Annotated in this window: 21 protein-coding genes; 20 read left to right on the top strand and 1 reads right to left on the bottom strand. The window is 42.7% G+C overall.

Translation table 11 applies throughout. From position 1 onward, the window contains the following. Positions 1 to 2: 2 nt before the first annotated feature. A complete protein-coding gene (locus tag E7Y33_RS08220) occupies positions 3 to 368 on the bottom strand; it encodes a GntR family transcriptional regulator (protein ID WP_049484675.1) in 366 nt (121 codons plus the stop codon). A 140-nt stretch (positions 369 to 508) separates the two neighbouring features. Between E7Y33_RS08220 and nrdR the strand changes: the two genes are divergently transcribed. The 20 genes from nrdR to E7Y33_RS08115 all read left to right on the top strand — a co-directional run bounded on the left by nrdR (position 509) and on the right by E7Y33_RS08115 (position 25,037). Beyond that, a complete protein-coding gene (gene nrdR, locus E7Y33_RS08215) occupies positions 509 to 982 on the top strand; it encodes a transcriptional regulator NrdR (protein ID WP_001203678.1) in 474 nt (157 codons plus the stop codon). Next, on the top strand, positions 983 to 2,146 hold the full coding sequence (locus tag E7Y33_RS08210; RefSeq protein WP_139690198.1) for a DnaD domain protein: 1,164 nt from the start codon (positions 983 to 985) through the stop codon (positions 2,144 to 2,146). Next, positions 2,147 to 3,043: a primosomal protein DnaI gene (gene dnaI / locus E7Y33_RS08205; RefSeq protein WP_000446492.1), complete on the top strand. Its 897-nt coding sequence runs from the start codon at positions 2,147 to 2,149 to the stop codon at positions 3,041 to 3,043. After that, positions 3,040 to 3,753 carry an NADPH-dependent oxidoreductase gene (locus E7Y33_RS08200; protein ID WP_139690197.1) on the top strand — a complete coding sequence of 238 codons (714 nt, stop codon included), beginning with the start codon at positions 3,040 to 3,042 and terminating at the stop codon, positions 3,751 to 3,753. The genes dnaI and E7Y33_RS08200 overlap by 4 nt, the downstream gene beginning before the upstream one ends. Before the next feature lie 13 nt (positions 3,754 to 3,766). After that, positions 3,767 to 5,077 carry a ribosome biogenesis GTPase Der gene (gene der / locus E7Y33_RS08195; protein ID WP_001207682.1) on the top strand — a complete coding sequence of 437 codons (1,311 nt, stop codon included), beginning with the start codon at positions 3,767 to 3,769 and terminating at the stop codon, positions 5,075 to 5,077. A 227-nt stretch (positions 5,078 to 5,304) separates the two neighbouring features. Next, a complete protein-coding gene (locus E7Y33_RS08190) occupies positions 5,305 to 6,156 on the top strand; it encodes a TPM domain-containing protein (protein ID WP_049484678.1) in 852 nt (283 codons plus the stop codon). A 157-nt stretch (positions 6,157 to 6,313) separates the two neighbouring features. Further along, the gene (locus tag E7Y33_RS08185) at positions 6,314 to 6,910 is read left to right on the top strand and encodes a LemA family protein (RefSeq protein ID WP_000812473.1); all 597 of its coding nucleotides are present in this window, start codon (positions 6,314 to 6,316) and stop codon (positions 6,908 to 6,910) included. A 132-nt stretch (positions 6,911 to 7,042) separates the two neighbouring features. Continuing rightward, positions 7,043 to 7,333, top strand: coding sequence for a hypothetical protein (locus E7Y33_RS09590; protein WP_049484679.1), 291 nt, complete (start codon positions 7,043 to 7,045; stop codon positions 7,331 to 7,333). A gap of 143 nt (positions 7,334 to 7,476) precedes the next feature. Next, the gene (locus tag E7Y33_RS08175; protein ID WP_049484680.1) at positions 7,477 to 8,253 is read left to right on the top strand and encodes a DNA alkylation repair protein; all 777 of its coding nucleotides are present in this window, start codon (positions 7,477 to 7,479) and stop codon (positions 8,251 to 8,253) included. A gap of 108 nt (positions 8,254 to 8,361) precedes the next feature. After that, positions 8,362 to 10,875, top strand: coding sequence for a preprotein translocase subunit SecA (gene secA, locus E7Y33_RS08170; protein ID WP_139690196.1), 2,514 nt, complete (start codon positions 8,362 to 8,364; stop codon positions 10,873 to 10,875). Positions 10,876 to 10,954: 79 nt separating this feature from the next. After that, on the top strand, positions 10,955 to 11,986 hold the full coding sequence (locus tag E7Y33_RS08165; RefSeq protein WP_000231307.1) for a 3-deoxy-7-phosphoheptulonate synthase: 1,032 nt from the start codon (positions 10,955 to 10,957) through the stop codon (positions 11,984 to 11,986). 1 nt (position 11,987) lies between these two features. Continuing rightward, a complete protein-coding gene (locus E7Y33_RS08160; protein WP_139690195.1) occupies positions 11,988 to 13,019 on the top strand; it encodes a 3-deoxy-7-phosphoheptulonate synthase in 1,032 nt (343 codons plus the stop codon). A gap of 44 nt (positions 13,020 to 13,063) precedes the next feature. After that, positions 13,064 to 13,426: a holo-ACP synthase gene (gene acpS, locus E7Y33_RS08155; RefSeq protein ID WP_049520474.1), complete on the top strand. Its 363-nt coding sequence runs from the start codon at positions 13,064 to 13,066 to the stop codon at positions 13,424 to 13,426. After that, positions 13,416 to 14,519, top strand: coding sequence for an alanine racemase (alr, locus tag E7Y33_RS08150; RefSeq protein WP_139690194.1), 1,104 nt, complete (start codon positions 13,416 to 13,418; stop codon positions 14,517 to 14,519). Before acpS ends, alr begins: the two co-directional genes overlap by 11 nt. Continuing rightward, positions 14,510 to 16,552, top strand: a complete 2,043-nt coding sequence (gene recG, locus E7Y33_RS08145; protein WP_272914044.1) for an ATP-dependent DNA helicase RecG — start codon at positions 14,510 to 14,512, stop codon at positions 16,550 to 16,552. Before alr ends, recG begins: the two co-directional genes overlap by 10 nt. Positions 16,553 to 16,869: 317 nt before the next feature. Then, on the top strand, positions 16,870 to 17,850 hold the full coding sequence (locus tag E7Y33_RS08135) for an acetylxylan esterase (RefSeq protein ID WP_139690191.1): 981 nt from the start codon (positions 16,870 to 16,872) through the stop codon (positions 17,848 to 17,850). A gap of 334 nt (positions 17,851 to 18,184) precedes the next feature. After that, positions 18,185 to 21,577, top strand: a complete 3,393-nt coding sequence (locus E7Y33_RS08130) for an SIALI-17 repeat-containing surface protein (protein ID WP_139690190.1) — start codon at positions 18,185 to 18,187, stop codon at positions 21,575 to 21,577. Positions 21,578 to 21,810: 233 nt separating this feature from the next. Continuing rightward, the gene (locus E7Y33_RS08125) at positions 21,811 to 22,509 is read left to right on the top strand and encodes an N-acetylmannosamine-6-phosphate 2-epimerase (RefSeq protein WP_001135645.1); all 699 of its coding nucleotides are present in this window, start codon (positions 21,811 to 21,813) and stop codon (positions 22,507 to 22,509) included. 113 nt (positions 22,510 to 22,622) lie between these two features. Next, the gene (locus E7Y33_RS08120) at positions 22,623 to 23,951 is read left to right on the top strand and encodes an extracellular solute-binding protein (protein WP_000672117.1); all 1,329 of its coding nucleotides are present in this window, start codon (positions 22,623 to 22,625) and stop codon (positions 23,949 to 23,951) included. Positions 23,952 to 24,170: 219 nt separating this feature from the next. After that, positions 24,171 to 25,037: a carbohydrate ABC transporter permease gene (locus E7Y33_RS08115; protein WP_161801140.1), complete on the top strand. Its 867-nt coding sequence runs from the start codon at positions 24,171 to 24,173 to the stop codon at positions 25,035 to 25,037.

Below are 25,037 nucleotides of genomic sequence, written 5' to 3'. Positions count from 1 at the left end.
TCTTAAACTCCTTTAATATAGTCGCTTAATACATTTGGCAGTTCTTCTTTTTTGTAGCCAAATTGAAGCATGCAAGAGACGAATTGTTGCAGTTGCTCCTCGGAAAGTTGTTTGCGGGACTGAAGGATGAGGTCCAAATCCTCGGTGACAAAACGGCCAGTTGTTCGCTTGCTGTATACAAATCCTTCACGCTCGAGGTCAGATAAGGCGCGCTGGATGGTATTGGGATTGACCCCAGCCTCGCTCGCCAGTTCTCTTACGGTTGGGAGCTGTTGGTTAGGTTCCAGTTCATGGGAAACGATCTGTAGTTTGATTTTTTCCATAATCTGTAAATAAATCGGTTTTGTATTATCAAATGACCAGGACATCATAGTCTCCTTTCTTTGTCTTTGTTGTTCTAATCAAATAATACAATAAAACAAAAAACTTGTCAAGTAAAAATAAGAATTGTTTTGGGAATTGCTCAAAAAATGGTATAATGAAAAGAAAACGACAAGGAGGGAAATGCATGCGTTGTCCAAAATGTGGGGCTACCAAGTCTAGTGTTGTTGATAGTCGACAAGCCGAAGAAGGAAATACCATCCGTCGAAGACGTGAGTGCGACGAGTGCCAGCATCGTTTTACAACCTATGAACGAGTAGAAGAAAGAACACTGGTTGTTGTCAAAAAAGACGGTACGCGAGAGCAGTTTTCGAGAGATAAAATCTTTAATGGGATTATCCGCTCAGCCCAGAAGCGTCCTGTGTCAAGTGATGAAATCAACATGGTGGTCAATCGTATTGAGCAAAAACTCCGTAGTCGCAGTGAGAATGAGATCCAAAGTGAATACATTGGTTCTTTAGTCATGGAAGAATTGGCAGAGCTGGATGAGATTACCTATGTTCGTTTTGCCAGTGTTTACCGTAGTTTTAAGGATGTGAGTGAGTTGGAGAGTCTGCTCCAGCAAATCACCCAGTCCTCTAAAAAGAAAAAGGAAAAATAGATGAAGCCAAATGACCGTTTTTCTTTTCTAAAGAATAATCGGGTGTCGCAAGATACCTCTTCTCTGGTGCAGTGCTACCTCCCGATTATCGGTCAGGAGGCACTGAGCCTCTATCTATATGCCATTACCTTTTGGGATGGTGGGCAAAAAGAACACCTCTTTTCCCATATCCTCAATCACTTAAACTTTGGCATGCCGACCTTGCTCCAATCCTTTAAAGTCTTATCGGCTTTGGATTTGTTGACCCTTTATCAGAAGGGGGAGAGCTATGAGTTGGCGATCCATCCGCCTCTATCCAGTCAGGAATTTCTAAGTCATTCTGTCTATAGTAGACTCTTGGAGAGAAAGATTGGGGATACTGCGCTTGCTTCCCTGAAGCAGGCTCCAAGTGAGGGAGAAGCACTCTCTGTTTCTTTGAGCCAAGTCTTTCCAACCCTGACCGAAGAAGTGACTCCAACCGAGTCTAAAATCAAGATGAAAAATGATTTTGACTTGGAACATTTTCAGCGCCTGATGGCTCGAGATGGTTTGCGTTTTGAAAACGAGCAGGCAGATGTTTTGGAATTGTTTGCCATTGCAGATGAAAAAAAATGGACCTGGTTTGAAACCTATCAATTAGCCAAGGCGACTACAGTGGCTCAGGTTATTTCAGTCAAACGCATGCGTGAAAAGATAGCACAAAAACCAGCGACTTCTGACTTTAGCCCCAAAGAAATGACCATTATCAGAGAAGCCAAAAATAAAACTCCCCTGGAATTTTTAGCCGAAATCAAACAAACACGTAAAGGAAACATCACCCAAAGTGAAAGAGAACTCCTTCACCAGATGGCGTCTTTAGGCTTGTTGGACGAAGTCATCAATATCGTCTTACTTCTAACCTTTAACAAGGTTGATTCGGCTAATGTCAATGAAAAATATGCCATGAAGGTCGCAAATGACTATGCTTATCAAAAAATTCGGACAGCAGAAGAGGCTGTGCTTCGGATTCGAGAGCGTCAGCAAAAAGGGCAAGAAGACCAAAAATCGAAAACGAACTCGACTAAGACAAATGTTCCTAAGTGGAGTAATCCAGAATACAAGAATCAAACCAGTGAGGAAACTCGTCTGGAACTAGAACGCAAAAAACAAGAAATGTTAGCCCGATTAGAAGAAGGAGGAGACTAGATGGAAAGTGTGGGTGACGTTATTAAACGTCAGACAAGTCGTTTTCAGTATCAGGACCTAGTCCAGCAGATTATGAAAGACCCAGATGTAGCGGCTTTTATCCAGAAAGAATCCCTCAGCCAAGAGGAGTTAAATCGTAGCATCTCCAAGTTCAACCAATATATCACAGAACGGGATAAGTTTCTTCGTGGGGATGCTGACTATATAGCTCGTGGCTACAAGCCTATCTTGGTCATGAATCACGGCTACGCAGATGTGTCTTATGAAGAAACACCAGAACTAATCGCAGCTGAAAAAGAGGCGGCCATCAAGAATCGTCTCAAGTTGATCAATCTACCAGCAAGTCTTAAGAAAGCGAAATTGGCTCAGATTGACCTAGATGACTTAGGACGTTTGCCGATTTTTGAGAGACTCTATGCCTTTGTTGACCTTTACCCAAGTATCCGAAAAGGCCTCTATCTTTACGGAGATTTTGGTGTCGGAAAGAGTTTCATGATGGCAGCCCTGGCTCACGACTTATCTGAAAAACGTGGTGCTTCAACAACCATTCTCCACTATCCAAGCTTTGTCATTGATGTGAAAAATGCCATCGGTGAAGGATCTGTGAAGACCTTGGTGGATGAGATCAAATTAGCAGAAGTCTTGGTCTTGGATGATATTGGTGCAGAGCAGTCTACGCCTTGGGTGCGTGATGAGATTCTCCAAGTTATTCTCCAGTATCGTATGCAGGAAGATTTGCCGACCTTCTTTACTTCCAACTTTAATTTCCAAGATTTGGAAAAACATTTTGCCAAAGGAAAGAATGGAAATGATGAGACTTGGGAAGCTAGACGGGTTATGGAACGGATTCGTTATTTAGCTGAGGAAACAAGACTAGAAGGAGAAAATCGCCGATGACAGAAACCATTAAACTGATGAAAGCTCATACTTCAGTTCGTCGCTTTAAGGAGCAAGAGATTCCTCAAGAGCACTTAAATGAAATCTTGACTGCTGGACAAATGGCGTCATCTTGGAAAAATTTCCAATCCTACTCTGTGATTCTTGTGCGTAGTCAAGAGAAGAAAGATGCCCTATACGAACTGGTTCCTCAGGAAGCCATTCGCCAGTCAGCAGCCTTTTTGCTTTTTGTCGGTGACTTGAACCGAGCTGAAAAGGGAGCAAGCCTTCATACGGACAGTTTCCAACCTCAAGGAGTGGAAGGTCTCCTTATCACGTCTGTGGACGCTGCGCTTGCAGGGCAAAATACCTTGCTTGCAGCAGAGAGTCTGGGATATGGTGGTGTTATCATCGGTTTGGTCCGTTACAAATCAGAAGAAGTGGCAGAGCTTTTTAACCTGCCTGACTATACCTACCCTGTTTTTGGGATTGCCCTTGGCGTGCCAGATCAACAACACGATGTCAAACCAAGACTGCCTTTGAACCAAGTGGTATTTGAAGAAGAATACCAAGAACAGCCAGTAGCGGCGATTTTGGACTATGACAAAGTACAGGCAGACTATGCTGGTGCGCGTGCGACGACCTCTTGGAGTCAACGTTTGGCAGAGCAGTTTGGTCAAGCCGAACCTAGTTCAACTCGGAAGAATCTAGAACAGAAAAAGTTATTGTAGAAAGTGAGAAAACATGGCCTTACCAACTATTGCCATTGTGGGACGTCCCAATGTTGGGAAATCAACCCTATTTAATCGGATCGCTGGTGAGCGGATCTCAATCGTAGAAGATGTCGAGGGTGTGACACGTGACCGTATCTATGCAACGGGTGAGTGGCTCAATCGTTCCTTTAGTATGATTGATACGGGAGGGATTGACGATGTCGATGCTCCCTTCATGGAACAAATCAAGCACCAGGCAGAAATCGCTATGGAAGAAGCTGATGTCATCGTCTTTGTAGTTTCTGGGAAAGAAGGGATTACAGATGCGGATGAATACGTAGCCCGTAAACTCTATAAAACCCATAAACCTGTTATCCTTGCCGTTAACAAGGTTGACAACCCAGAAATGCGAAATGATATTTTTGATTTCTATGCGCTAGGTTTGGGTGAACCGTTGCCAATTTCGTCTGTTCACGGTATTGGTACGGGTGATGTGCTGGATGCCATCGTGGATAATCTACCACATGAAGTCGAAGAAGAAAATCCAGATGTCATTAAATTTAGCTTGATTGGCCGTCCTAACGTTGGAAAATCAAGTTTGATCAACGCTATTTTGGGAGAAGACCGCGTGATTGCTAGTCCAGTAGCTGGAACAACGCGTGATGCCATTGATACCCATTTTACAGATACGGATGGTCAAGAGTTTACCATGATTGATACAGCTGGTATGCGTAAGTCTGGTAAAGTTTATGAAAATACGGAGAAATATTCTGTCATGCGTGCCATGCGTGCCATTGACCGTTCTGACGTGGTCTTGATGGTCCTCAATGCCGAAGAAGGTATCCGTGAGTACGACAAACGTATCGCAGGTTTTGCCCATGAAGCCGGTAAAGGGATGATCATCGTGGTCAACAAGTGGGATACTCTTGAGAAAGACAACCACACCATGAAAAAATGGGAAGAGGATATCCGTGAGCAGTTCCAATATCTGCCTTACGCACCGATTGTCTTTGTATCAGCTTTGACCAAGCAACGTCTCCATAAACTGCCTGAGATGATCAAGCAAATTAGCGAGAGTCAAAACACTCGGATTCCATCAGCAGTCTTGAACGATGTGATTATGGATGCCATTGCCATCAATCCAACACCGACAGACAAAGGGAAACGCCTCAAGATTTTCTACGCAACCCAAGTGGCAACCAAGCCACCAACCTTTGTCATCTTTGTCAACGAAGAAGAACTCATGCACTTCTCTTACCTGCGTTTCTTGGAAAATCAAATCCGCAAGGCCTTTGTCTTTGAAGGAACCCCGATTCATTTGATCGCGAGAAAACGCAAGTAAGCCTTGCATATTTTCCAATAAGAATAACTTAAAAGAAGACTAGTATGTCTTCTTTTTTCTATAAAATAGGTGAAAAAAATCCTGTCCAATCGAAGGGAAAATCTGTCATCAAAATTCAATCATTCTCCTAGCTTTTGTAACCTATTTGTAATGAAAATGCACTTTCTTTGTAAAAATCAAAATGCTATAATTCCTTAAATCAATTTTCCTTTATCAGGGAGGTTATTATGAAAAAAAGCAGATTATTTAAACATAGTTTGTTGGTTCGCTTGCTTGGATTGTTGATGGTCTTTCTCTTCTTGTCAGCATTCACAGCACCTGAAAAACCTGAGTACGGGATCTATGACCCGGATCATTATTTAACGGATGAGACTATAAGTCAGATACGAGAATTGAATAATGTCAATAGTAAAAAATCAGAAAAATTCCAAATGGGAGTTTATGTTGTAAAAAGCCTAGATGGAGAAACAATTGAAACAGTCGCCAATGAAACAGCTAGAGCTTGGAAGATTGGCTACTCGGGAGACAATCACGGTGCCTTGATTGTGGTCGCAGTCCAGGATAGAAAATCACGGATTGAAACCAGTAATAATGTGGCCAGTAAGATCACTGACTATCAGACTCACAGGTTCTTGACAACAGCACGCCCTTACTTTCAAAATGGTGACTATAATAAGGGTGTTCTCTCAATAGTCAATAATCTCAACTACATGTTCTATAGTGGATCGAGTACGACTGCTTCAAGTTCTAAAAGTAGTTACGATTATACTACCAACTCTAGTCGCTTAAGGGAACTTGAAAAGTATGCTGGTGAGAGCAGTTCTTCGAGACGTCATCGAAAAAGCAGTTCGAGTGATGGAGTTATCGGATTTGGAATTCTCATTTACTTCATCGTGATGATCATCGGATTTATATCTGGAGGTCGTGGTGGCGGTTCACACGGCGATGATTCTGGCGGTGGCTGGTGGAGCAGTGACTCATCAGATTCAGGATCCTCTTGGTCTGACTCGGGCTCCGACTCATCTGGAGGCTGGGACGGCGGTGGCTTTGATGGCGGTGGTTCGTCTGATGATTGGTGAGTGATTGTATATTGCTCAAACCGATTTCTCCATGCAGTAAGGTGACTCCTTTGCAACAGTTCACTCCTAATTTAAAAATAAAAAAACTTTGGAAATTGATTTAAAATCTGAGTATTTTCTCAGAAAAGTTGATAAAAGAAAGTGTTAAGGTTTTGATATGAAACAAAATAAAGTAATTCTCTCAATAGTGGCGATCTTTTTTGGACTACTAGTTCTGGGAAGTTGTTCCGCAGTGACGACCTATAATGGTCTGGTTGGTGAACAGACTAAAGTGGAGCAGGCTCAGGCCGATGTTTCGACAGCCCTCCAACGTCGTTCGGACTTGATTGGTAACTTGGTGGAGTCCGTTAAAGGACAAATGAATCATGAAACCGAAGTCTTTACCAAGATTGCTGATGCTAGAGCTAAAATCGGTAGTAGCTCAGTAACTTCGGAAGAAAACCAAAAGGCTCAGGGAGAATTGAGCTCTGCTCTTTCCCGCTTGATTTCCTTGACGGAAAATTATCCAGAACTCAAGAGCAATCAAAATGTTGAGCAACTAATGGTCGAACTTTCAGGAAGTGAAAATCGTATCTTTGTAGCACGCAAGGATTATAATAAAGTCGCAGCTGAGTACAATCAAAAGTTGAGAAGTTTTCCAACCGTGCTTTTTGCGAATATGATGAACTTTAAAGAAGCTGAAACCTTTAAAGAAACAGAAGAAGCCAAGACAGTTCCTAAGGTCGATTTTGGAACCTCTTCATCAAGTCAATAAAGTGAATCAGCCTATGAATAAAGTAATTTTTCTAGTATAACTAGTGATTTCAAATCCGAACCTGGAAAGCTTTTTCCAGGTTTTTTTGGTATAATAAAAGGGAAGAGACAGTGACTCAAATGGAGGTTTGCTATGGAGAAAACAAAAGCCTTTCTTGAAGCGCACTACAAGAGATATATTCTTACGATTTGCCTTCTCTGGTTCCTCATGTTTTTCCTTCCTTGGGATTGGCAAATAGGAGGAGTTTCAATTTATTATTTCCTTATGAAAAAACTCTTCGTGGTTTTTGGTGTTTTATCCATTCTATACTCCATACTGATTAAAAAGATCAGTCTCTTTATCTTTGGAGTCCTATTTTGCATGGCCTTCTGGATCAATCTCTTTTGGTATTTTGGGATACTGCCTGTATTCTTGGGAAATTAAACATTAAAAAATGAAGGACTAGACTAGTTTCTAGTCCTTTTTATTTTCTTGTCAAAATAGTTTGAAGGGTGAAAATGATTTTGTTGACGGGCTATTTGTATGATATAATAAGTTCCGTAAACAGAAGATTAAGGAATTTAAAAATGGCGAAAAAAGTAAAGGACTATTATGACTTGGCTTATGCTAGGGATTTGAGTCAACGATTGCAAGAAGCGTCCCCTGCCTTTGAGGGACAAAAATTTAGCTTGTTGCTAGAAAAAGATTTGGAAAATTTGGAGTTTAGCCAGCGTCAAGAACTCTTGGCTAAAAGTATCAAAGATTGCCTTCCCCTATCCTATCAGGACTCCCTCAAGGTTTTTGAGAAAATTTTAGGTCCTGAGCTAGAGGGTGGTTTAGGTATGTTCTCAGAAGGATATTGGCTTTGGCCAATTGGTAAATATGTAGAGCTATACGGGGACCAAGAATTTGAATTGAGCGCGGCCTTTAGTAAGGAACTCACCAAGCGGTTTACGGGAGAATTTTCCATGAGGCCCTTACTGGCTCGCTATCCTAAGGATACAATGGCTTTGCTGATAGAATGGAGTCGGGATGAAAATTTGCGCGTTCGTAGACTTGCCAGCGAGTGCATGCGTATTCGTCTGCCTTGGGCTAAGAGACAAATCGTGGTGCTAGATTATCTTGAGGAATTCACCACGATTCTGACCAATCTAAAGGATGATAGAGACAAGTCCATTCAAAAAAGCGTAGCGAACAATCTAAATGATTTATACAAGGAAGCCCCTGATAAGTTTGAAAAGATACTTCAAACTTGGCAGAAGGAGGATGTAAGTCCAAGTTGTGCCTGGATTATCAAGCACGCCTCACGAACAAAAAACAAAAAAATAGCAACAGAGGATTTATGCAAAAAAGCTGAATTTTGACTGCTCTTTTCCGTTGTAAATTAAGGATTCTTTCTTGAAAAATAATAGTAAATATGCTAAAATGAAAAGAACATTCTAAAATATTCAGAATTAAAAGTAAGGAAAATCATGGCTAATATTTTAAAAACGATTATTGAAAATGATAAAGGAGAACTTCGTCGTCTAGAAAAGATGGCTGATAAGGTTCTAAATTATGAGAGCCAAATGGCTGCGATGTCAGATGAAGAGCTAAAAGCAAAAACTGACGAATTTAAAGAACGTTACAACAAGGGTGAATCACTTGATTCATTGCTATATGAGGCTTTTGCGGTAGTTCGTGAAGCTGCAAAGCGTGTCCTTGGGCTCTTCCCTTATAAGGTTCAGGTCATGGGTGGGATTGTTCTTCACCATGGTGACGTTCCAGAGATGCGTACCGGTGAAGGGAAGACCTTGACAGCGACTATGCCAGTGTACCTCAATGCCCTTGCAGGTAAAGGGGTTCACGTAGTTACAGTCAATGAATACCTAACAGAACGTGACGCGACTGAAATGGGTGAATTGTACTCATGGCTCGGTTTGTCAGTAGGGATTAACTTGGCAGCAAAATCTCCAATGGAGAAAAAAGAGGCTTACCTTTGCGATATTACCTACTCAACCAACTCAGAGATTGGTTTCGACTACCTTCGTGACAACATGGTCGTTCGTGCAGAAAACATGGTGCAACGTCCACTCAATTATGCCTTGGTCGATGAGGTTGACTCAATTTTGATCGACGAAGCTCGTACACCATTGATCGTTTCAGGTGCCAATGCAGTTGAAACGAGTCAGCTCTACCATATGGCAGACCACTTTGTGAAATCTTTGGACAAGGACGACTATATCATTGACGTGCAGTCTAAGACAATCGGTTTGTCTGATTCTGGTATTGACAAGGCAGAAAGCTACTTTAAACTTGAAAATCTCTACGATATCGAAAACGTAGCTCTTACACACTTTGTTGACAATGCCCTTCGTGCCAACTATATCATGATCCTTGATATTGATTATGTGGTTAGCGAAGAGCAGGAAATCCTAATCGTCGACCAATTTACAGGTCGTACCATGGAAGGTCGCCGTTACTCTGATGGTTTGCACCAAGCGATTGAGGCTAAAGAAGGTGTTCCAATCCAAGACGAGACCAAGACTTCAGCTTCTATTACCTATCAAAACCTCTTCCGTATGTATAAGAAATTGGCAGGTATGACAGGTACTGGTAAAACAGAAGAAGAAGAGTTCCGTGAAATTTACAACATTCGTGTTATCCCAATCCCAACTAACCGTCCAATTCAACGTATCGACCACTCAGACCTTCTCTATGCAAGTCTTGATGCGAAATTTAAGGCTGTTGTTGAAGATGTAAAAGCTCGTTACCAAAAAGGTCAGCCGGTCTTGGTAGGTACAGTTGCCGTTGAAACGAGTGATTTCCTCTCCAAGAAATTGGTTGCTGCAGGTGTTCCTCACGAAGTCTTGAATGCGAAGAACCACTACAGAGAAGCGCAAATCATCATGAACGCTGGTCAACGTGGCGCAGTTACCATCGCAACCAACATGGCCGGTCGTGGTACCGACATCAAGCTTGGTGAAGGGGTTCGTGAACTTGGTGGTCTTTGCGTCATTGGTACAGAGCGCCACGAAAGTCGCCGTATTGATAACCAGCTTCGTGGACGTTCAGGGCGTCAAGGAGACCCAGGTGAGTCACAATTCTACTTGTCTCTTGAAGATGATTTGATGAAACGTTTCGGTTCAGAACGTTTGAAAGGTGTCTTTGAACGTCTCAACATGTCTGACGAAGCCATCGAATCTCGCATGTTAACGCGTCAAGTTGAAGCAGCTCAAAAACGTGTCGAAGGAAATAACTATGACACTCGTAAACAAGTCCTTCAATACGACGACGTTATGCGGGAACAACGTGAGATCATCTATGCACAACGTTATGATGTCATTACTGCAGATCGTGACTTGGCACCAGAAATCCATGCTATGATTCGTCGTACCATTGGACGTATCGTGGATGCACATGCACGTTCTAAGGAAGATGAAAAATTGGAAGCAATCTTGAACTTTGCTAAGTATAACTTGCTTCCAGAAGATTCAATTAGCCGTTCAGATCTTGCAGGTCTGTCAGACCAAGCTATCAAAGATGAACTTTTCCAACGTGCCTTGAAAGTCTATGACAGCCAAGTTGCTAAGCTTCGTGACGAAGATGCAGTGAAAGAATTCCAAAAAGTCTTGATTCTACGTGTTGTAGACAACAAGTGGACAGACCATATCGATGCTCTTGACCAGTTGCGAAATGCTGTTGGTCTTCGTGGATATGCTCAAAACAACCCAGTTGTAGAATATCAAGCAGAAGGTTTCCGCATGTTTAACGACATGATTGGATCGATTGAATTCGATGTGACCCGCTTGATGATGAAAGCACAAATCCATGAACAAGAACGTCCGCAAACTGAACACAATATCAGTACAACTGCGACTCGTAATATCGCAGCGCAGCAGGCAAGTCTTCCAGAAGATTTGGACTTGAGCCAAATCGGACGAAACGACCAATGCCCATGTGGATCAGGTAAGAAATTCAAGAACTGTCATGGAAAGAGACAATAATATGAGATAAGATACAGGCGGATACCTGGTAAAAATCATTTTTTGCTTGGTGTCCGTTTGCTTTATAAGGAGATGAATCATGGTATTTAAAGCTAAAAGTCCTAAAATTAACATTGAAGAAGTTCGCGCCTTGTCTAAATTAGAGGGAGCGGCTCTTGCGAGAAAAAATCAACGTGATCAGGAATTGGAAGCCATCATTCGTGGGGAAGACCAGCGTATTCTCTTGGTGATAGGACCATGTTCATCTGATAACGAAGAGGCGGTTCTCGAGTATGCCAAGCGTCTATCTGCTTTGCAAGAAGAGGTCAAAGACCGTATTTTTATGGTCATGCGTGTCTATACAGCAAAACCTCGTACCAATGGGGATGGCTATAAGGGCTTGATTCATCAGCCAAATGCGACAGAAGCTCCTAGTTTGATCAATGGGATCAAGGCTGTTCGCCAACTGCACTATCGTGTGATTACCGAGACGGGAATGACAACAGCGGATGAGATGCTTTATCCTGAAAATCTTCCGCTGGTGGATGATTTGATTTCTTATATGGCTGTTGGAGCCCGCTCTGTAGAGGATCAACAGCACCGTTTTGTAGCGAGTGGAGCAGATTTCTCAACAGGATTTAAAAATCCCACATCTGGAAATCTCAATGTCATGTTTAACGGGATTTATGCAGCGCAAAATAAACAGAGTTTCCTCTTCCTTGGTAAAGAGGTGGAAACAACAGGGAATCCATTGTCCCACGCCATTCTTCGCGGTGCCTTGAATGAATATGGGAAAAATATTCCTAACTACTACTATGACAATTTGATGGATACCATTGATCAGTATGAAAAGATGGGCTTGGAAAATCCCTTTATCATCATCGATACCAATCATGACAATTCAGGCAAGCAGTACATGGATCAAATCCGTATCGTTCGCCAGACCTTGATTAACCGTGACTGGAATGAGAAAATCAAAAAATATGTTCGTGGTTTTATGATTGAGTCCTATCTAGAAGATGGACGTCAAAATGAGCCAGAAGTTTTTGGTAAGTCTATCACGGACCCTTGTCTAGGATGGGACAACACAGAAGCACTTGTTCGCGAAATTTACCAAACGCTAGGAGAGTAAGATGGCATTTATCGAAAAAGGTCAAGAAATTGATATTGAAGCAATCAAGGCTGCGACCCAGCTGTCACCTGAAGCCTTGCGAAAGAAAGAAGCCCGCGATAGAGAGTTGGCAGCCATCATCTCGGGTGAGGACGACCGAATCCTTTTGGTGATGGGGCCGTGCTCTTCAGACAATGAAGAAGCAGTGCTTGAATATGCTCGTCGCTTAGCAGACTTGCAGAAAAAAGTTGCGGATAAAATCTTTATCGTGATGCGTGTCTATACAGCAAAACCTCGTACTAATGGAGATGGCTATAAAGGCATGATTCATCAACCAAATACCAGCGAAGCGCCTAGTCTCATCAATGGTTTGCAGGCTGTTCGTCAGCTGCACTACCGTGTGATTACGGAGACTGGTTTGACGACAGCTGATGAGATGCTTTATCCGTCAAATCTCGTTTTGGTTGATGACCTGGTCAGCTACCATGCTGTAGGGGCTCGTTCAGTGGAAGACCAGGAACACCGCTTTGTAGCCTCTGGTATTGATGCTCCAGTTGGGATGAAAAATCCAACATCTGGGAACCTTGGGGTCATGTTTAATGCCATCTATGCGGCTCAAAACAAGCAAACCTTCCTTTACCATGGCCAAGAAGTGGAAACTTCAGGAAATCCTTTGGCCCACGTTATCCTTCGTGGTGCCCTGAACGAATATGGTGAAAATGAACCCAATTTCTACTATGAAACCCTCTTAAATGCCATCAATCGCTATGAGATTATGGGACTTGAAAATCCCTTCATTATCATCGATACCAATCATGACAATTCTGGCAAGCAGTATATGGAACAAATTCGCATTGTTCGTCAAGCCTTGCTGAATCGTGATTGGAATGAAAAGATTAAAAAGACGGTTCGAGGCTTTATGATCGAATCTTACCTAGCAGATGGTCGTCAAAACCAACCAGAGGTCTTTGGCTGCTCCATAACTGACCCTTGTCTAGGTTGGGAAAATACAGTAGCCTTGGTAGAAGAAATTTATACTACCTTAACAAAATAAGTGAAAAGGATGGAGTTGGGGGAATCTCAGCTCCTTTTATGAGTATGATAGTTGGACACGGAATTGACATCGAAGAATTGGCTTCGATAGAACGAGCAGTTACACGGCACAATGGCTTTGCCAAGCGGGTGCTGACTACTAAGGAAATGGAGCGCTTTACCAGTCTCAAAGGGCGCAGACAAATCGAATACTTGGCAGGTCGTTGGTCGGCTAAGGAGGCTTTTTCCAAGGCTATGGGGACAGGAATTGGCAAACTGACCTTTCAGGATTTGGAAGTTTTGAACAATGAACGAGGCGCGCCTTATTTTAGTCAGGCACCATTTTCAGGAAAGATTTGGCTATCTATCAGCCACACAGATCAGTTTGTGACAGCCAGTGTCATTTTGGAGGAAAATCATGAAAGCTAGTCCACATAGACCGACCAAGGCTCTGATATATCTGGGAGCCATTCGACAAAATATCCAGCAAATGAGTGATCATATCCCTGAAGGAACGCTCAAGTGGGCAGTGGTCAAGGCCAATGCCTATGGTCATGGAGCAGTTGCCGTTGCCAAGGCTATTCAAAATGATGTTGATGGATTTTGTGTTTCCAATATTGATGAAGCTATTGAACTTCGTCAGGCTGGACTTAGCAAGAAAATTCTCATCTTAGGAGTTTCTGAGCTAGAAGCCGTTGACCTAGCTAAAGAATACGACATCATATTGACAGTGGCTGGGGTGGAATGGATTCAAGCGCTCTTAGCTAGGGAGACAGATTTATCTGGCTTAACTGTCCACCTCAAGATTGATTCAGGAATGGGACGAATTGGTTTTAGAGAGGCTAGTGAGGCTGAGCAGGCTCATGCCTTGCTCCAACAACACGGTGCTCGTGTTGAGGGGATTTTTACCCACTTTGCGACTGCAGATGAAGAATCAGACACTTATTTTAATACCCAGTTAGAACGATTTAAAACTATTTTGGCAAGTATGAAGGATGTTCCAGAGCTGATTCATGCCAGCAACTCGGCAACGACTCTTTGGCATGCAGAGACTATTTTCAATGCAGTCCGTATGGGAGACGCCATGTATGGCCTGAATCCTAGCGGAGAGGTATTGGACTTGCCTTATGACTTGATACCAGCCTTGACCTTGGAGTCTGCTTTAGTCCATGTCAAGACGGTTCCAGCCGGAGCTTGCATGGGCTATGGTGCGACCTATCAGGCGGATAGCGAACAAGTCATTGCGACGGTACCAATCGGTTATGCGGATGGTTGGACACGAGACATGCAGAATTTCTCCGTCTTGGTAGATGGGCAAGCTTGCCCAATCGTCGGCAGGGTTTCGATGGACCAAATCACGATTCGATTGCCTAAGGTTTACCCACTTGGAACCAAGGTAACCTTGATTGGCTCTGACGGAGATAAGGAAATCACAGCTACTCAGGTAGCAGTTTACCGTGGCACCATTAACTATGAGGTGGTTTGTCTCCTCAGCGATCGCATTCCGAGAGAATATTATTAAAAAGAAAGGAGTGGAGCATGAATCTACACCAACCCTTGCATGTCTTACCTGGTGTGGGACCAAAGTCAGCAGAGAAATACGCCAAACTAGGAATTGAAAACTTGCAAGACCTCTTGCTCTACTTTCCTTTCCGTTATGAAGATTTCAAGACCAAGCAGGTGCTAGAGTTGGAAGATGGCGAAAAGGCTGTCCTGTCTGGTCAGGTAGTGACTCCTGCCAGTGTCCAGTATTATGGTTTTAAGCGCAATCGCCTGCGTTTTAGCCTCAAGCAGGGAGAGATCGTTTTTGCGGTGAATTTTTTTAACCAACCCTATCTGGCTGATAAGATAGAGTTAGGTGCAACTCTTGCTGTCTTTGGGAAATGGGACCGTGCCAAGGCCAGTTTGACTGGGATGAAGGTTCTAGCTCAAGTGGAAGATGACCTCCAGCCGGTCTATCGTCTGGCTCAGGGAATCAGTCAGGCCAGTCTGGTTAAGGTCATTAAGACAGCCTTTGATCAGGGGTTGGACCTCTTGATAGAGGAAAATCTTCCCCAGTCTTTGCTGGATAAATACAAACTCATGTCCCGTTGCCAGGCTGTCCGTGCTATGCATTTTCCTAAGGATTTGGCAGAATACAAGCAGGCCCTTCGCCGTATCAAGTTTGAGGAACTCTTTTATTTCCAAATGCAGTTGCAGTCACTCAAGTCTGAAAATAGAGTTCAGGGAAGCGGTCTGGTTCTGAACTGGTCCCAGGAAAAAGTGATAGCCGTTAAAGAAAGTCTGCCTTTCGCCCTGACCCAAGCTCAGGAAAAAAGTTTGCAGGAAATTTTGGCCGATATGAAGTCTGACCACCACATGAATCGTCTCCTGCAAGGAGATGTGGGGAGCGGAAAAACGGTGGTTGCTGGTTTGGCCATGTTTGCGGCGGTGACGGCTGGATATCAGGCAGCTCTCATGGTGCCAACAGAAATCCTAGCAGAGCAACACTTTGAGAGTTTACAGAACCTTTTTCCAGACTTGAAACTGGCTCTCTTGACAGGTTCCTTGAAAGCTGCAGAAAAAAGAGAAGTCTTGGAGACTATTGCCAAGGGTGAGGCCGATTTGATTATCGGAACACACGCTCTGATACAAGATGGAGTGGATTATGCTCGCCTTGGTTTGATTATTATCGATGAGCAGCACCGTTTTGGTGTAGGACAAAGGCGTATTTTACGGGAAAAAGGGGACAATCCAGATGTCCTCATGATGACGGCGACACCCATTCCACGAACCTTGGCTATCACAGCCTTTGGAGATATGGATGTTTCCATTATTGATCAGATGCCAGCAGGTCGGAAGCCTATTGTGACGCGCTGGATCAAACATGAGCAACTGTCTCAGGTCTTGACTTGGTTAGAGGGAGAAATCCAAAAAGGTTCTCAAGCCTATGTCATCTCTCCTTTGATCGAAGAATCTGAAGCTCTGGATCTGAAAAATGCCATTGCCTTATCTGAGGAGTTGACAGCTCATTTTGTCGGCAAGGCAGAAGTGGCTCTTCTACATGGTAAGATGAAGAGTGATGAAAAAGACCAGATCATGCAGGAATTCAAAGAGAGAAAAACGGATATTCTAGTATCTACAACTGTTATCGAGGTTGGAGTCAATGTCCCTAATGCGACCGTCATGATTATCATGGATGCCGACCGATTCGGTCTCAGCCAGCTTCACCAGCTCAGAGGCCGTGTCGGTCGGGGGGACAAGCAGTCTTATGCTGTTCTCGTAGCTAATCCCAAGACGGATTCTGGGAAAGATCGCATGCGCATCATGACAGAAACGACCAATGGATTTGTCCTTGCTGAGGAAGATTTGAAAATGCGTGGTTCTGGTGAGATTTTTGGGACCAGACAGTCAGGACTGCCAGAGTTTCAAGTGGCTGATATTATCGAAGATTTTCCGATTTTAGAAGAAGCCAGAAAGGTTGCCAGCTACATTAGTTCTATAGAAGGTTGGCAAGAGGATCCAGAATGGCGCATGATTGCTCTCCATCTGGAAAAGAAAGAACATCTAGATTAAGCCTTTTCTAAGAAATCTATAAGCTAGCTTTTAGGTTTGGGTCTTATACTAGAGTCATCAAAAAGAAACGAGGACTCTTACATGACTATTAAAGTAACCTACCAAAAGAAATTCCAAACCGTCAAACTAGAGAAAGGAGCTAGCACCTATTGATACACAGAGAGCGGAAACGCTCTTTTTATTATTAAAACTACTTTCAGGCGATAGGTTTGAGGAAAGAGAATCTAAAATCACTTTCTATTTAGTATTCTTTCTTGCATTGCCTTCCTAGATATGCTAGAGTTATGATAGCGATTACAAAACTAAAGGAGCATGCTATGAAAAATCCAGCTTTGTTAGAAGAAATCAAGAACTATCTAGGACGGGATGAGATTCCAGAAGACTTTGATGCTTTCTGGGATGAAGAAGTCAAAAAAGTTTCATCTCTTCCAGCCTACCAGTTGGAGGAAAGAGATTTCCATATTCCCAAAGTCAAGTGCTATGAGCTAACCTTTGAAGGAACCAATGAAGGTAAGGTATATGCACGGGTAGTCCTTCCAAAGAGTGAGGGTAAAGTTCCCCTAATCTTTCACTTCCATGGCTATATGGGACGTGGTTGGGATTGGGCTGACATGCTGGCCTATACTGTGGCTGGTTACGGTGTTGTTTCTATGGACGTTCGAGGCCAGTCGGGCTATTCTCAAGATGGTTTGCGCTCTCCGTTAGGAAATACTGTTAAGGGACATATCATCCGTGGTGCTGTGGAAGGTCGTGAACATCTCTTTTATAAGGATGTTTATCTGGATATTTACCAGTTGGTTGAAATTGTTGCTAGTCTATCTCAGGTGGATGAGAAAAGACTTTCTAGCTATGGTGCCTCACAAGGTGGGGCTTTAGCCCTAGTTGCAGCAGCGCTCAATCCTCGGATTCAGCGAACAGTTGCCATCTATCCCTTCTTGTCCGACTTTAGACGAGTACTTGAGATTGGCAATACCAGTGAAGCATATGATGAACTCTTCCGTTATTTCAAGTTTCACGATCCTTTCCATGAAACAGAGGAGGAAATCATGGCGACCCTCGCCTATATCGATGTGAAAAATCTTGCCCATCGCATTCATGGTGAGGTCAAGATGATTACAGGCTTGGACGACGATGTCTGCTATCCTATTACCCAGTTTGCTATTTACAACCGCCTAACTTGCGACAAGGCCTATCGCATCATGCCTGAGTATGCCCACGAAGCTATGAATGTTTTTGTCAATGACCAAGTTTATAACTGGCTCTGTGGTAGTGAAATTCCTTTTAAGTACGTAAGATAATGAATGAGAGAGCCCAGGAGCTCTCTTTTTTATGTCCAAACTCTGAAAGTACTTTTAGAAAATTTAAAATATTAAAATATTCTTAAAAGTAAAATCTATTCTGTGGGAACACAGATATAAATATAAGACTTTATTGTATAATAAAGGAAAAGTCACTTGTGAAAGGAGGAAAAAGGCTGCTGGGCGCTTAAAGAATGGCTCAGCAGAAATGGGAGAGGATTGGGAGCTCTCATTGAGTTGGATACTTTCTTGTAAAACTTGTCTCTTGAAGAGACAATAAAAATTTTTAAAGAAAAAGAAAGCGCTTTATTTTATGAAAAATGAAAGGACAAACATGAATTACAAATCTTTAGATCGGAAACAGCGATACGGAATTCGAAAATTTGCAGTTGGGGCGGCATCTGTAGTGATTGGTACAGTGGTATTTGGAGCAAATCCAGTCTTAGCTCAAGAGCAAGCCAATGCAGCAGGAGCCAATACAGAAACTGTCGAACCTGGTCAAGGTTTATCAGAGTTGCCAAAAGAAGTGTCCTCGGGAGATCTTGCTCATTTGGATAAGGATTTGGCTGATAAATTGGCAGCAGCTCAAGACAACGGCGTTGTGGTGGACCAAGATCATTTGAAAAAAAATGAGAGTGCAGAGTCAGAAACTCCATCCTCTACGGAAACCCCTGCAGAAGAAGCAAATAAGGAAGAGGAATCAGAGGATCAGGGGGCTATTCCTCGTGACTATTACTCAAGAGATTTAAAAAATGCTAATCCTGTCCTTGAAAAAGAAGATGTTGAAACCAATGCAGCAAATGGTCAGAGAGTTGATTTATCAAGTGAACTAGATAAACTAAAGAAACTTCAAAATGCTACAGTTCACATGGAGTTCAAACCAGATGCATCATCTCCACGCTTTTACAATCTCTTCTCTGTATCCAGTGAAACCAAGGAAAATGAGTACTTTACTATGTCGGTCCTTGATAATACAGCTCTTATTGAAGGGCGTGGCGCTAACGGAGAGCAGTTCTATGATAAGTATACCGATGCTCCTTTGAAAGTTCGCCCTGGACAATGGAATTCCGTGACCTTTACTGTCGAACAACCGACAGCAGAGTTACCTCATGGTCGAGTTCGTCTCTATGTGAACGGTGTCTTATCTCGAACAAGTCTCAAATCTGGTAACTTCATTAAAGATATGCCAGATGTTAATCAAGCTCAACTTGGAGCAACCAAACGGGGCAATAAAACAGTTTGGGCATCAAACCTACAAGTACGAAACCTAACTGTTTACGATCGTGCTTTAAGCCCAGATGAAGTTCAAACACGAAGTCAATTATTTGAAAGAGGTGATTTAGAACAGAAACTCCCTGAGGGCGCAAAAGTCACTGAGAAAGAAGATGTCTTTGAAGGGGGAATGCATAACCAACCAAACAAAGATGGCATCAAGAGTTATCGTATTCCAGCTCTTCTCAAGACTGATAAAGGAACGCTGATTGCAGGTGCAGATGAACGCCGTCTCCATTCGAGTGACTGGGGTGATATCGGTATGGTCATTAGACGCAGTGAAGATAATGGTAAAACTTGGAGTGATCGAGTAACCATTACCAACTTACGTGACAATCCAAGAGCTTCTGACCCATCAATCGGTTCACCAGTGAATATCGATATGACCTTGACTCAAGATCCTGAAACCAAACGCATCTTTGCCATTTATGACATGTTCCCAGAAGGAAAAGGAATCTTTGGAATGTCTTCTCAAAAAGAAGAAGCCTATAAAGAAATCGATGGCAAAACCTATCAAATCCTCTACCGAGAAGGAGAACGGGGAGCCTATACTATTCGAGAAAATGGGACTGTCTATACACCAGATGGCAAGGCAACGGAATACCGCGTTGTTGTAGATCCTGTCAAACCAGCATACAGCGATAAGGGCGACCTATACAGGGGTGACCAGCTACTAGGAAATATCTACTTCACAACAAACAAAACTTCTCCATTTAGAATTGCCAAGGATAGTTATCTATGGATGTCCTACAGCGATGATGACGGGAAGACTTGGTCAGCGCCTCAAGATATTACTCCAATGGTCAAAGCCGATTGGATGAAATTCTTAGGTGTAGGTCCTGGAGTGGGGATAACCCTTCGTACTGGACCACATAAAGGCCGAATCGTCGTTCCTGTCTATACAACTAACCGTACCAACCACCTCAATGGTTCCCAATCATCTCGAATCATCTACTCAGACGACCATGGTAAGACTTGGCATATGGGTGGTGGTGTCAATGACAATCGTACACTTTATGATGGTACAGTGGTTGATTCAAGCACCATGAGCAATTATTATGCTCAAAATACGGAAGCTTCAGTTGTTCAGTTAAACAATGGGGACCTCAAACTCTTTATGCGTGGATTGACAGGAGATCTACAGGTTGCAACCAGTCATGATGGTGGTCTAACTTGGGACAATAATGTTGAACGTTACGACGTGCCAGATGTTTATGTTCAAATGGCTGCGACTCACACGGTTCAAAATGGCAAAGAATATATTCTCTTGGCAAATGCGAACGGTCCAGGTCGTAAAAATGGTTATATTCGAGTGGCTCGTGTTGAAGAAGATGGCCAGTTAACTTGGTTGCACCACCATTTGATTCAAGAAGGTGAGTATGCTTATAACTCACTTCAACAAATCGGGCCAGATGAATTTGGACTTTTATATGAACACCATGCTCCTGGAGGAGTTCCGTACACACTTTCCTTTAAGAAATTTAACTGGGATTTCTTGACTAAGGAAAGAATTTCTCCTAAAGAAGCAAAAGTAAAATATGCTATCCAAAAATGGCCAGGTATTATTGCCATGGAGTTCGATTCGGAAGTATTGGTAAACAAGGCTCCGACCCTTCAATTGGCAAATGGCAAGACAGCAACCTTTATGACCCAGTACGATACAAAAACTCTCCTATTCACAATAGATCCAGAGGATATGGGTCAAAGAATTACAGGTCTAGCTGAGGGTGCAATTGAAAGCATGCACAATTTACCAGTTTCTTTAGCTGGCTCTAAACTAAGCGATGGTATTAATGGCAGTGAAGCTGCTATCCATGAGGTTCCAGAGTTCACAGGTGGTGTAAATGCAGAAGAAGCGGCTGTGTCAGAGGTACCAGAGTACACTGGACCATTGGCAACAGCAGGTGAAGAACCCGCTCCAACAGTAGAAAACCCTGAATTCGCAGGTGGTGTTAATGCAGAAGAAGCAGCTGTGTCAGAGGTACCAGAGTACACAGGTCCATTGGCAACAGCAAGTGAAGAACCCGCTCCAACAGTAGATAAGCCTGAATTTACAGGTGGGGTCAACGCTGTTGAAGCGGCAGTCCACGAACTGCCAGAGTTCAAGGGTGGAGTCAATGCTGTTCTAGCAGCCTCAAACGAGCTTCCGGAATATAGAGGAGGTGCTAACTTTGTCTTGGCAGCTTCAAATGACCTGCCAGAGTATAAGGGTGGTGTCAATGGTGCTGAGGCAGCAGTCCTTGAAGTGCCAGAGTACAAGGGAGACACCAATCTAGTATTAGTAGCTGCAGACAACAAACTGTCTCTAGTCCAAGATGTGACCTATCAAGCGCCAGCCGCTAAACAAGATGAACTTCCAAATACAGGAAGCAAGGAAACAAGCTCACTGCTTTCCCTTGGTCTTGCAGGTGTTCTTTTATCCTTGTTTGCATTTGGTAAGAAGAGAAAAGAATAATAAGCAAAAGCTATTTGAATAAGTCTCAGAAGAGATAGCAGGTTTTTCAGCCTGCTATCTTTCTTTATTAAATTCAGCTTGATTCGAAATCATAAGAGGTCTGAAACTACTTTCAGGATAGTCTGTTCTATAAAATAGTTTTGAAACTGAAATCTATTCTACCACAAACTATTGAAAGCGCTTAACAAATGATATATAATAAGCCCATAAGAACAAGAAAGGGAGGAAAGAGGATGCCACAGATCAGCAAAGAAGCCTTGATTGAACAAATCAAAGATGGAATCATTGTCTCTTGCCAGGCACTTCCTCACGAACCGCTTTATACAGAAGCGGGAGGAGTCATTCCCTTGCTAGTCAAAGCGGCTGAGCAAGGTGGAGCAGTCGGTATCCGAGCAAACAGTGTTCGCGATATCAAGGAGATTAAGGAGGTTACGAAACTCCCGATTATCGGGATTATCAAGCGTGACTATCCGCCACAGGAGCCTTTCATTACAGCTACGATGAAAGAAGTGGATGAACTGGCTGAACTAGACATCGAGGTCATTGCTCTGGATTGTACCAAACGTGAACGTTACGACGGTTTGGAAATTCAGGACTTTATCCGACAAGTCAAAGAAAAATATCCGCATCAACTCTTAATGGCTGATACCAGCACGTTTGAAGAGGGTATAGCAGCAGTTGAAGCAGGAATTGATTTTGTTGGAACAACCCTATCAGGTTACACTTCATATAGTCCAAAAGTAGATGGTCCAGACTTTGAACTGATCAAAAAACTTTGTGAAGCAGGAGTGGATGTCATCGCTGAAGGGAAAATTCATACACCAGAACAAGCTAAGCAAATCCTTGAATATGGGGTGCGAGGTATCGTGGTTGGTGGAGCTATTACTAGACCAAAAGAGATTACGGAACGCTTTGTTGCCGGTCTTAAATAACACAATCTCAAAAAAGAGGAGAGTGGTCGATGCGTCGGACAAAATGAAAACGTATACAAATTTAAAAAACTCACTATCCAATATGGATACGCTTATCAATTAGGAGAATACAAATGAAATTTAGAAAACTAGCTTGTACAGTACTTGCGGGTGCTGCGATTCTTGGCCTTGCTGCTTGTGGTAACTCTGGTGGAAGTAAAGATGCTGGAAGCTCTAGTAGCGATAGCGGAAAAACAGAAATCACTTGGTGGGCATTCCCAGTCTTCACACAAGAAAAAACGGGTGACGGTGTTGGAACTTATGAAAAATCAATCATCGAAGCTTTTGAAAAAGCAAATCCAGATGTAAAAGTGAAATTGGAAACCATCGACTTCAAGTCAGGTCCAGAAAAGATCACAACAGCTATCGAAGCAGGAACAGCGCCAGACGTACTCTTTGACGCACCAGGACGTATCATCCAATACGGTAAAAATGGTAAATTGGCTGAGTTGAACGACCTCTTCACAGACGAATTCGTCAAAGATGTTAACAACGAAAACATCGTACAAGCAAGTAAGGCTGGAGACAAAGCTTACATGTATCCAATCAGTTCAGCACCATTCTATATGGCCATGAACAAGAAGATGTTGGAAGATGCTGGAGTTGCAAACCTTGTTAAAGAAGGTTGGACAACTGATGACTTTGAAAAAGTTTTGAAAGCGCTTAAAGATAAAGGCTATACACCAGGTTCATTGTTCAGTTCTGGTCAAGGGGGAGACCAAGGAACACGTGCCTTCATCGCAAACCTTTATGGCGGTTCTGTAACAGACAAAGATGTAACCAAATATACAACAGACGATCCTAAATTCGTCAAAGGACTTGAAAAAGCTGCTAGCTGGATTAAAGACGGTTTGTTGAACAACGGTTCACAATTTGACGGTGGAGCAGATATCCAAAACTTTGCCAACGGTCAAACATCATACACAATCCTTTGGGCACCAGCTCAAAACGGTATCCAAGCGAAACTCTTGGAAGCAAGTAAGGTAGACGTGGTAGAAGTACCATTCCCATCAGACTCTGGTAAACCATCTCTTGAATACCTTGTAAACGGATTTGCAGTATTTAACAACAAAGACGATAAGAAAATCGCAGCTGCTAAGAAATTCGTTCAATTCATCGCAGATGACAAAGAATGGGGTCCTAAAGACGTAGTTCGTACAGGTGCCTTCCCAGTTCGTACTTCATTTGGCAAACTTTATGAAGACAAACGTATGGAAACAATCAGTGGCTGGACTAAATACTACTCACCATATTACAACACTATCGATGGATTTGCTGAAATGAGAACACTTTGGTTCCCAATGTTGCAATCTGTATCAAATGGTGACGAAAAACCAGCAGATGCTTTGAAAGCCTTCACTGAAAAAGCTAACGAAACTATCAAAAAAGCTACAAAACAATAAGCACTAAGTCAGATTGATTCCCCCCTTTTCCCTGTGCACTATGGTGTAAGAAAAGGGGGACTTTTGTTTGAAATGGTAGGAACTGTCACGAAACTAAAATGAAGTTCTTACATAAGCGAATCTTAAAAAATTTCATTTTGGTTTTAAAACAGTTCAAGAAAATCAAAAACTATTCTATTTGAAAGAGAGGTGCCGACTGTGAAAGTCAATAAAATTCGTATGCGGGAAACAGTGATTTCCTACGCTTTCCTAGCACCAGTGTTATTCTTCTTTGTCATCTTTGTCTTGGCTCCTATGATTATGGGATTCATTACAAGTTTCTTTAACTACTCCATGACGAAATTTGAGTTTGTGGGCTTGGACAACTACATTCGCATGTTTAAAGACCCTGTCTTTGTGAAGTCTTTGATCAATACCGTTATCCTGGTTATTGGATCTGTTCCGATTGTGGTTCTCTTCTCGCTCTTTGTAGCATCTCAAACCTATCATCAAAATGCGATTGCTCGATCTTTCTATCGTTTCGTCTTCTTCCTTCCTGTAGTTACAGGTAGTGTTGCCGTAACGGTTGTATGGAAATGGATCTATGACCCACTATCAGGGATTCTAAACTTTGTCCTTAAGTCAAGCCACATCATCAGCCAAAACATTTCTTGGCTGGGTGACAAAAACTGGGCTTTGCTAGCGATTATGATCATCCTTTTGACAACATCTGTTGGTCAACCGATTATTCTTTATATCGCTGCTATGGGGAATATTGACAACTCACTTGTTGAAGCAGCGCGTGTAGACGGTGCGACTGAATTCCAAGTCTTCTGGAAGATCAAATGGCCTAGCCTTCTTCCAACAACTCTTTACATCGCGATTATTACGACTATCAACTCATTCCAATGTTTCGCTTTGATTCAGCTCTTGACTTCTGGTGGTCCAAACTACTCAACAAGTACACTCATGTACTACCTTTACGAAAAAGCCTTCCAATTGACAGAATACGGATATGCAAATACCATCGGTGTCTTCTTGGCAGTGATGATTGCCATTGTCAGCTTTGCTCAATTCAAGATCCTCGGAAACGACGTAGAATACTAA

Source organism: Streptococcus oralis (genome assembly GCF_006175905.1).
GTDB classification, from domain to species: domain Bacteria; phylum Bacillota; class Bacilli; order Lactobacillales; family Streptococcaceae; genus Streptococcus; species Streptococcus oralis_BG.
Note: the sequence above shows the minus strand (reverse complement) of the source record. Positions and strands in the feature narration are given on the sequence as shown.

Excerpts from the sequence above, each read along its gene's own strand:
- E7Y33_RS08220 (WP_049484675.1), bottom strand. The coding sequence starts at position 368 with ATGTCCTGGTCATTTGATAATACAAAACCGATTTATTTACAGATTATG.
- nrdR (WP_001203678.1), top strand. The coding sequence starts at position 509 with ATGCGTTGTCCAAAATGTGGGGCTACCAAGTCTAGTGTTGTTGATAGT.
- E7Y33_RS08210 (WP_139690198.1), top strand. The coding sequence starts at position 983 with ATGAAGCCAAATGACCGTTTTTCTTTTCTAAAGAATAATCGGGTGTCG.
- dnaI (WP_000446492.1), top strand. The coding sequence starts at position 2,147 with ATGGAAAGTGTGGGTGACGTTATTAAACGTCAGACAAGTCGTTTTCAG.
- E7Y33_RS08200 (WP_139690197.1), top strand. The coding sequence starts at position 3,040 with ATGACAGAAACCATTAAACTGATGAAAGCTCATACTTCAGTTCGTCGC.
- der (WP_001207682.1), top strand. The coding sequence starts at position 3,767 with ATGGCCTTACCAACTATTGCCATTGTGGGACGTCCCAATGTTGGGAAA.
- E7Y33_RS08190 (WP_049484678.1), top strand. The coding sequence starts at position 5,305 with ATGAAAAAAAGCAGATTATTTAAACATAGTTTGTTGGTTCGCTTGCTT.
- E7Y33_RS08185 (WP_000812473.1), top strand. The coding sequence starts at position 6,314 with ATGAAACAAAATAAAGTAATTCTCTCAATAGTGGCGATCTTTTTTGGA.
- E7Y33_RS09590 (WP_049484679.1), top strand. The coding sequence starts at position 7,043 with ATGGAGAAAACAAAAGCCTTTCTTGAAGCGCACTACAAGAGATATATT.
- E7Y33_RS08175 (WP_049484680.1), top strand. The coding sequence starts at position 7,477 with ATGGCGAAAAAAGTAAAGGACTATTATGACTTGGCTTATGCTAGGGAT.
- secA (WP_139690196.1), top strand. The coding sequence starts at position 8,362 with ATGGCTAATATTTTAAAAACGATTATTGAAAATGATAAAGGAGAACTT.
- E7Y33_RS08165 (WP_000231307.1), top strand. The coding sequence starts at position 10,955 with ATGGTATTTAAAGCTAAAAGTCCTAAAATTAACATTGAAGAAGTTCGC.
- E7Y33_RS08160 (WP_139690195.1), top strand. The coding sequence starts at position 11,988 with ATGGCATTTATCGAAAAAGGTCAAGAAATTGATATTGAAGCAATCAAG.
- acpS (WP_049520474.1), top strand. The coding sequence starts at position 13,064 with ATGATAGTTGGACACGGAATTGACATCGAAGAATTGGCTTCGATAGAA.
- alr (WP_139690194.1), top strand. The coding sequence starts at position 13,416 with ATGAAAGCTAGTCCACATAGACCGACCAAGGCTCTGATATATCTGGGA.
- E7Y33_RS08135 (WP_139690191.1), top strand. The coding sequence starts at position 16,870 with ATGAAAAATCCAGCTTTGTTAGAAGAAATCAAGAACTATCTAGGACGG.
- E7Y33_RS08130 (WP_139690190.1), top strand. The coding sequence starts at position 18,185 with ATGAATTACAAATCTTTAGATCGGAAACAGCGATACGGAATTCGAAAA.
- E7Y33_RS08125 (WP_001135645.1), top strand. The coding sequence starts at position 21,811 with ATGCCACAGATCAGCAAAGAAGCCTTGATTGAACAAATCAAAGATGGA.
- E7Y33_RS08120 (WP_000672117.1), top strand. The coding sequence starts at position 22,623 with ATGAAATTTAGAAAACTAGCTTGTACAGTACTTGCGGGTGCTGCGATT.
- E7Y33_RS08115 (WP_161801140.1), top strand. The coding sequence starts at position 24,171 with ATGCGGGAAACAGTGATTTCCTACGCTTTCCTAGCACCAGTGTTATTC.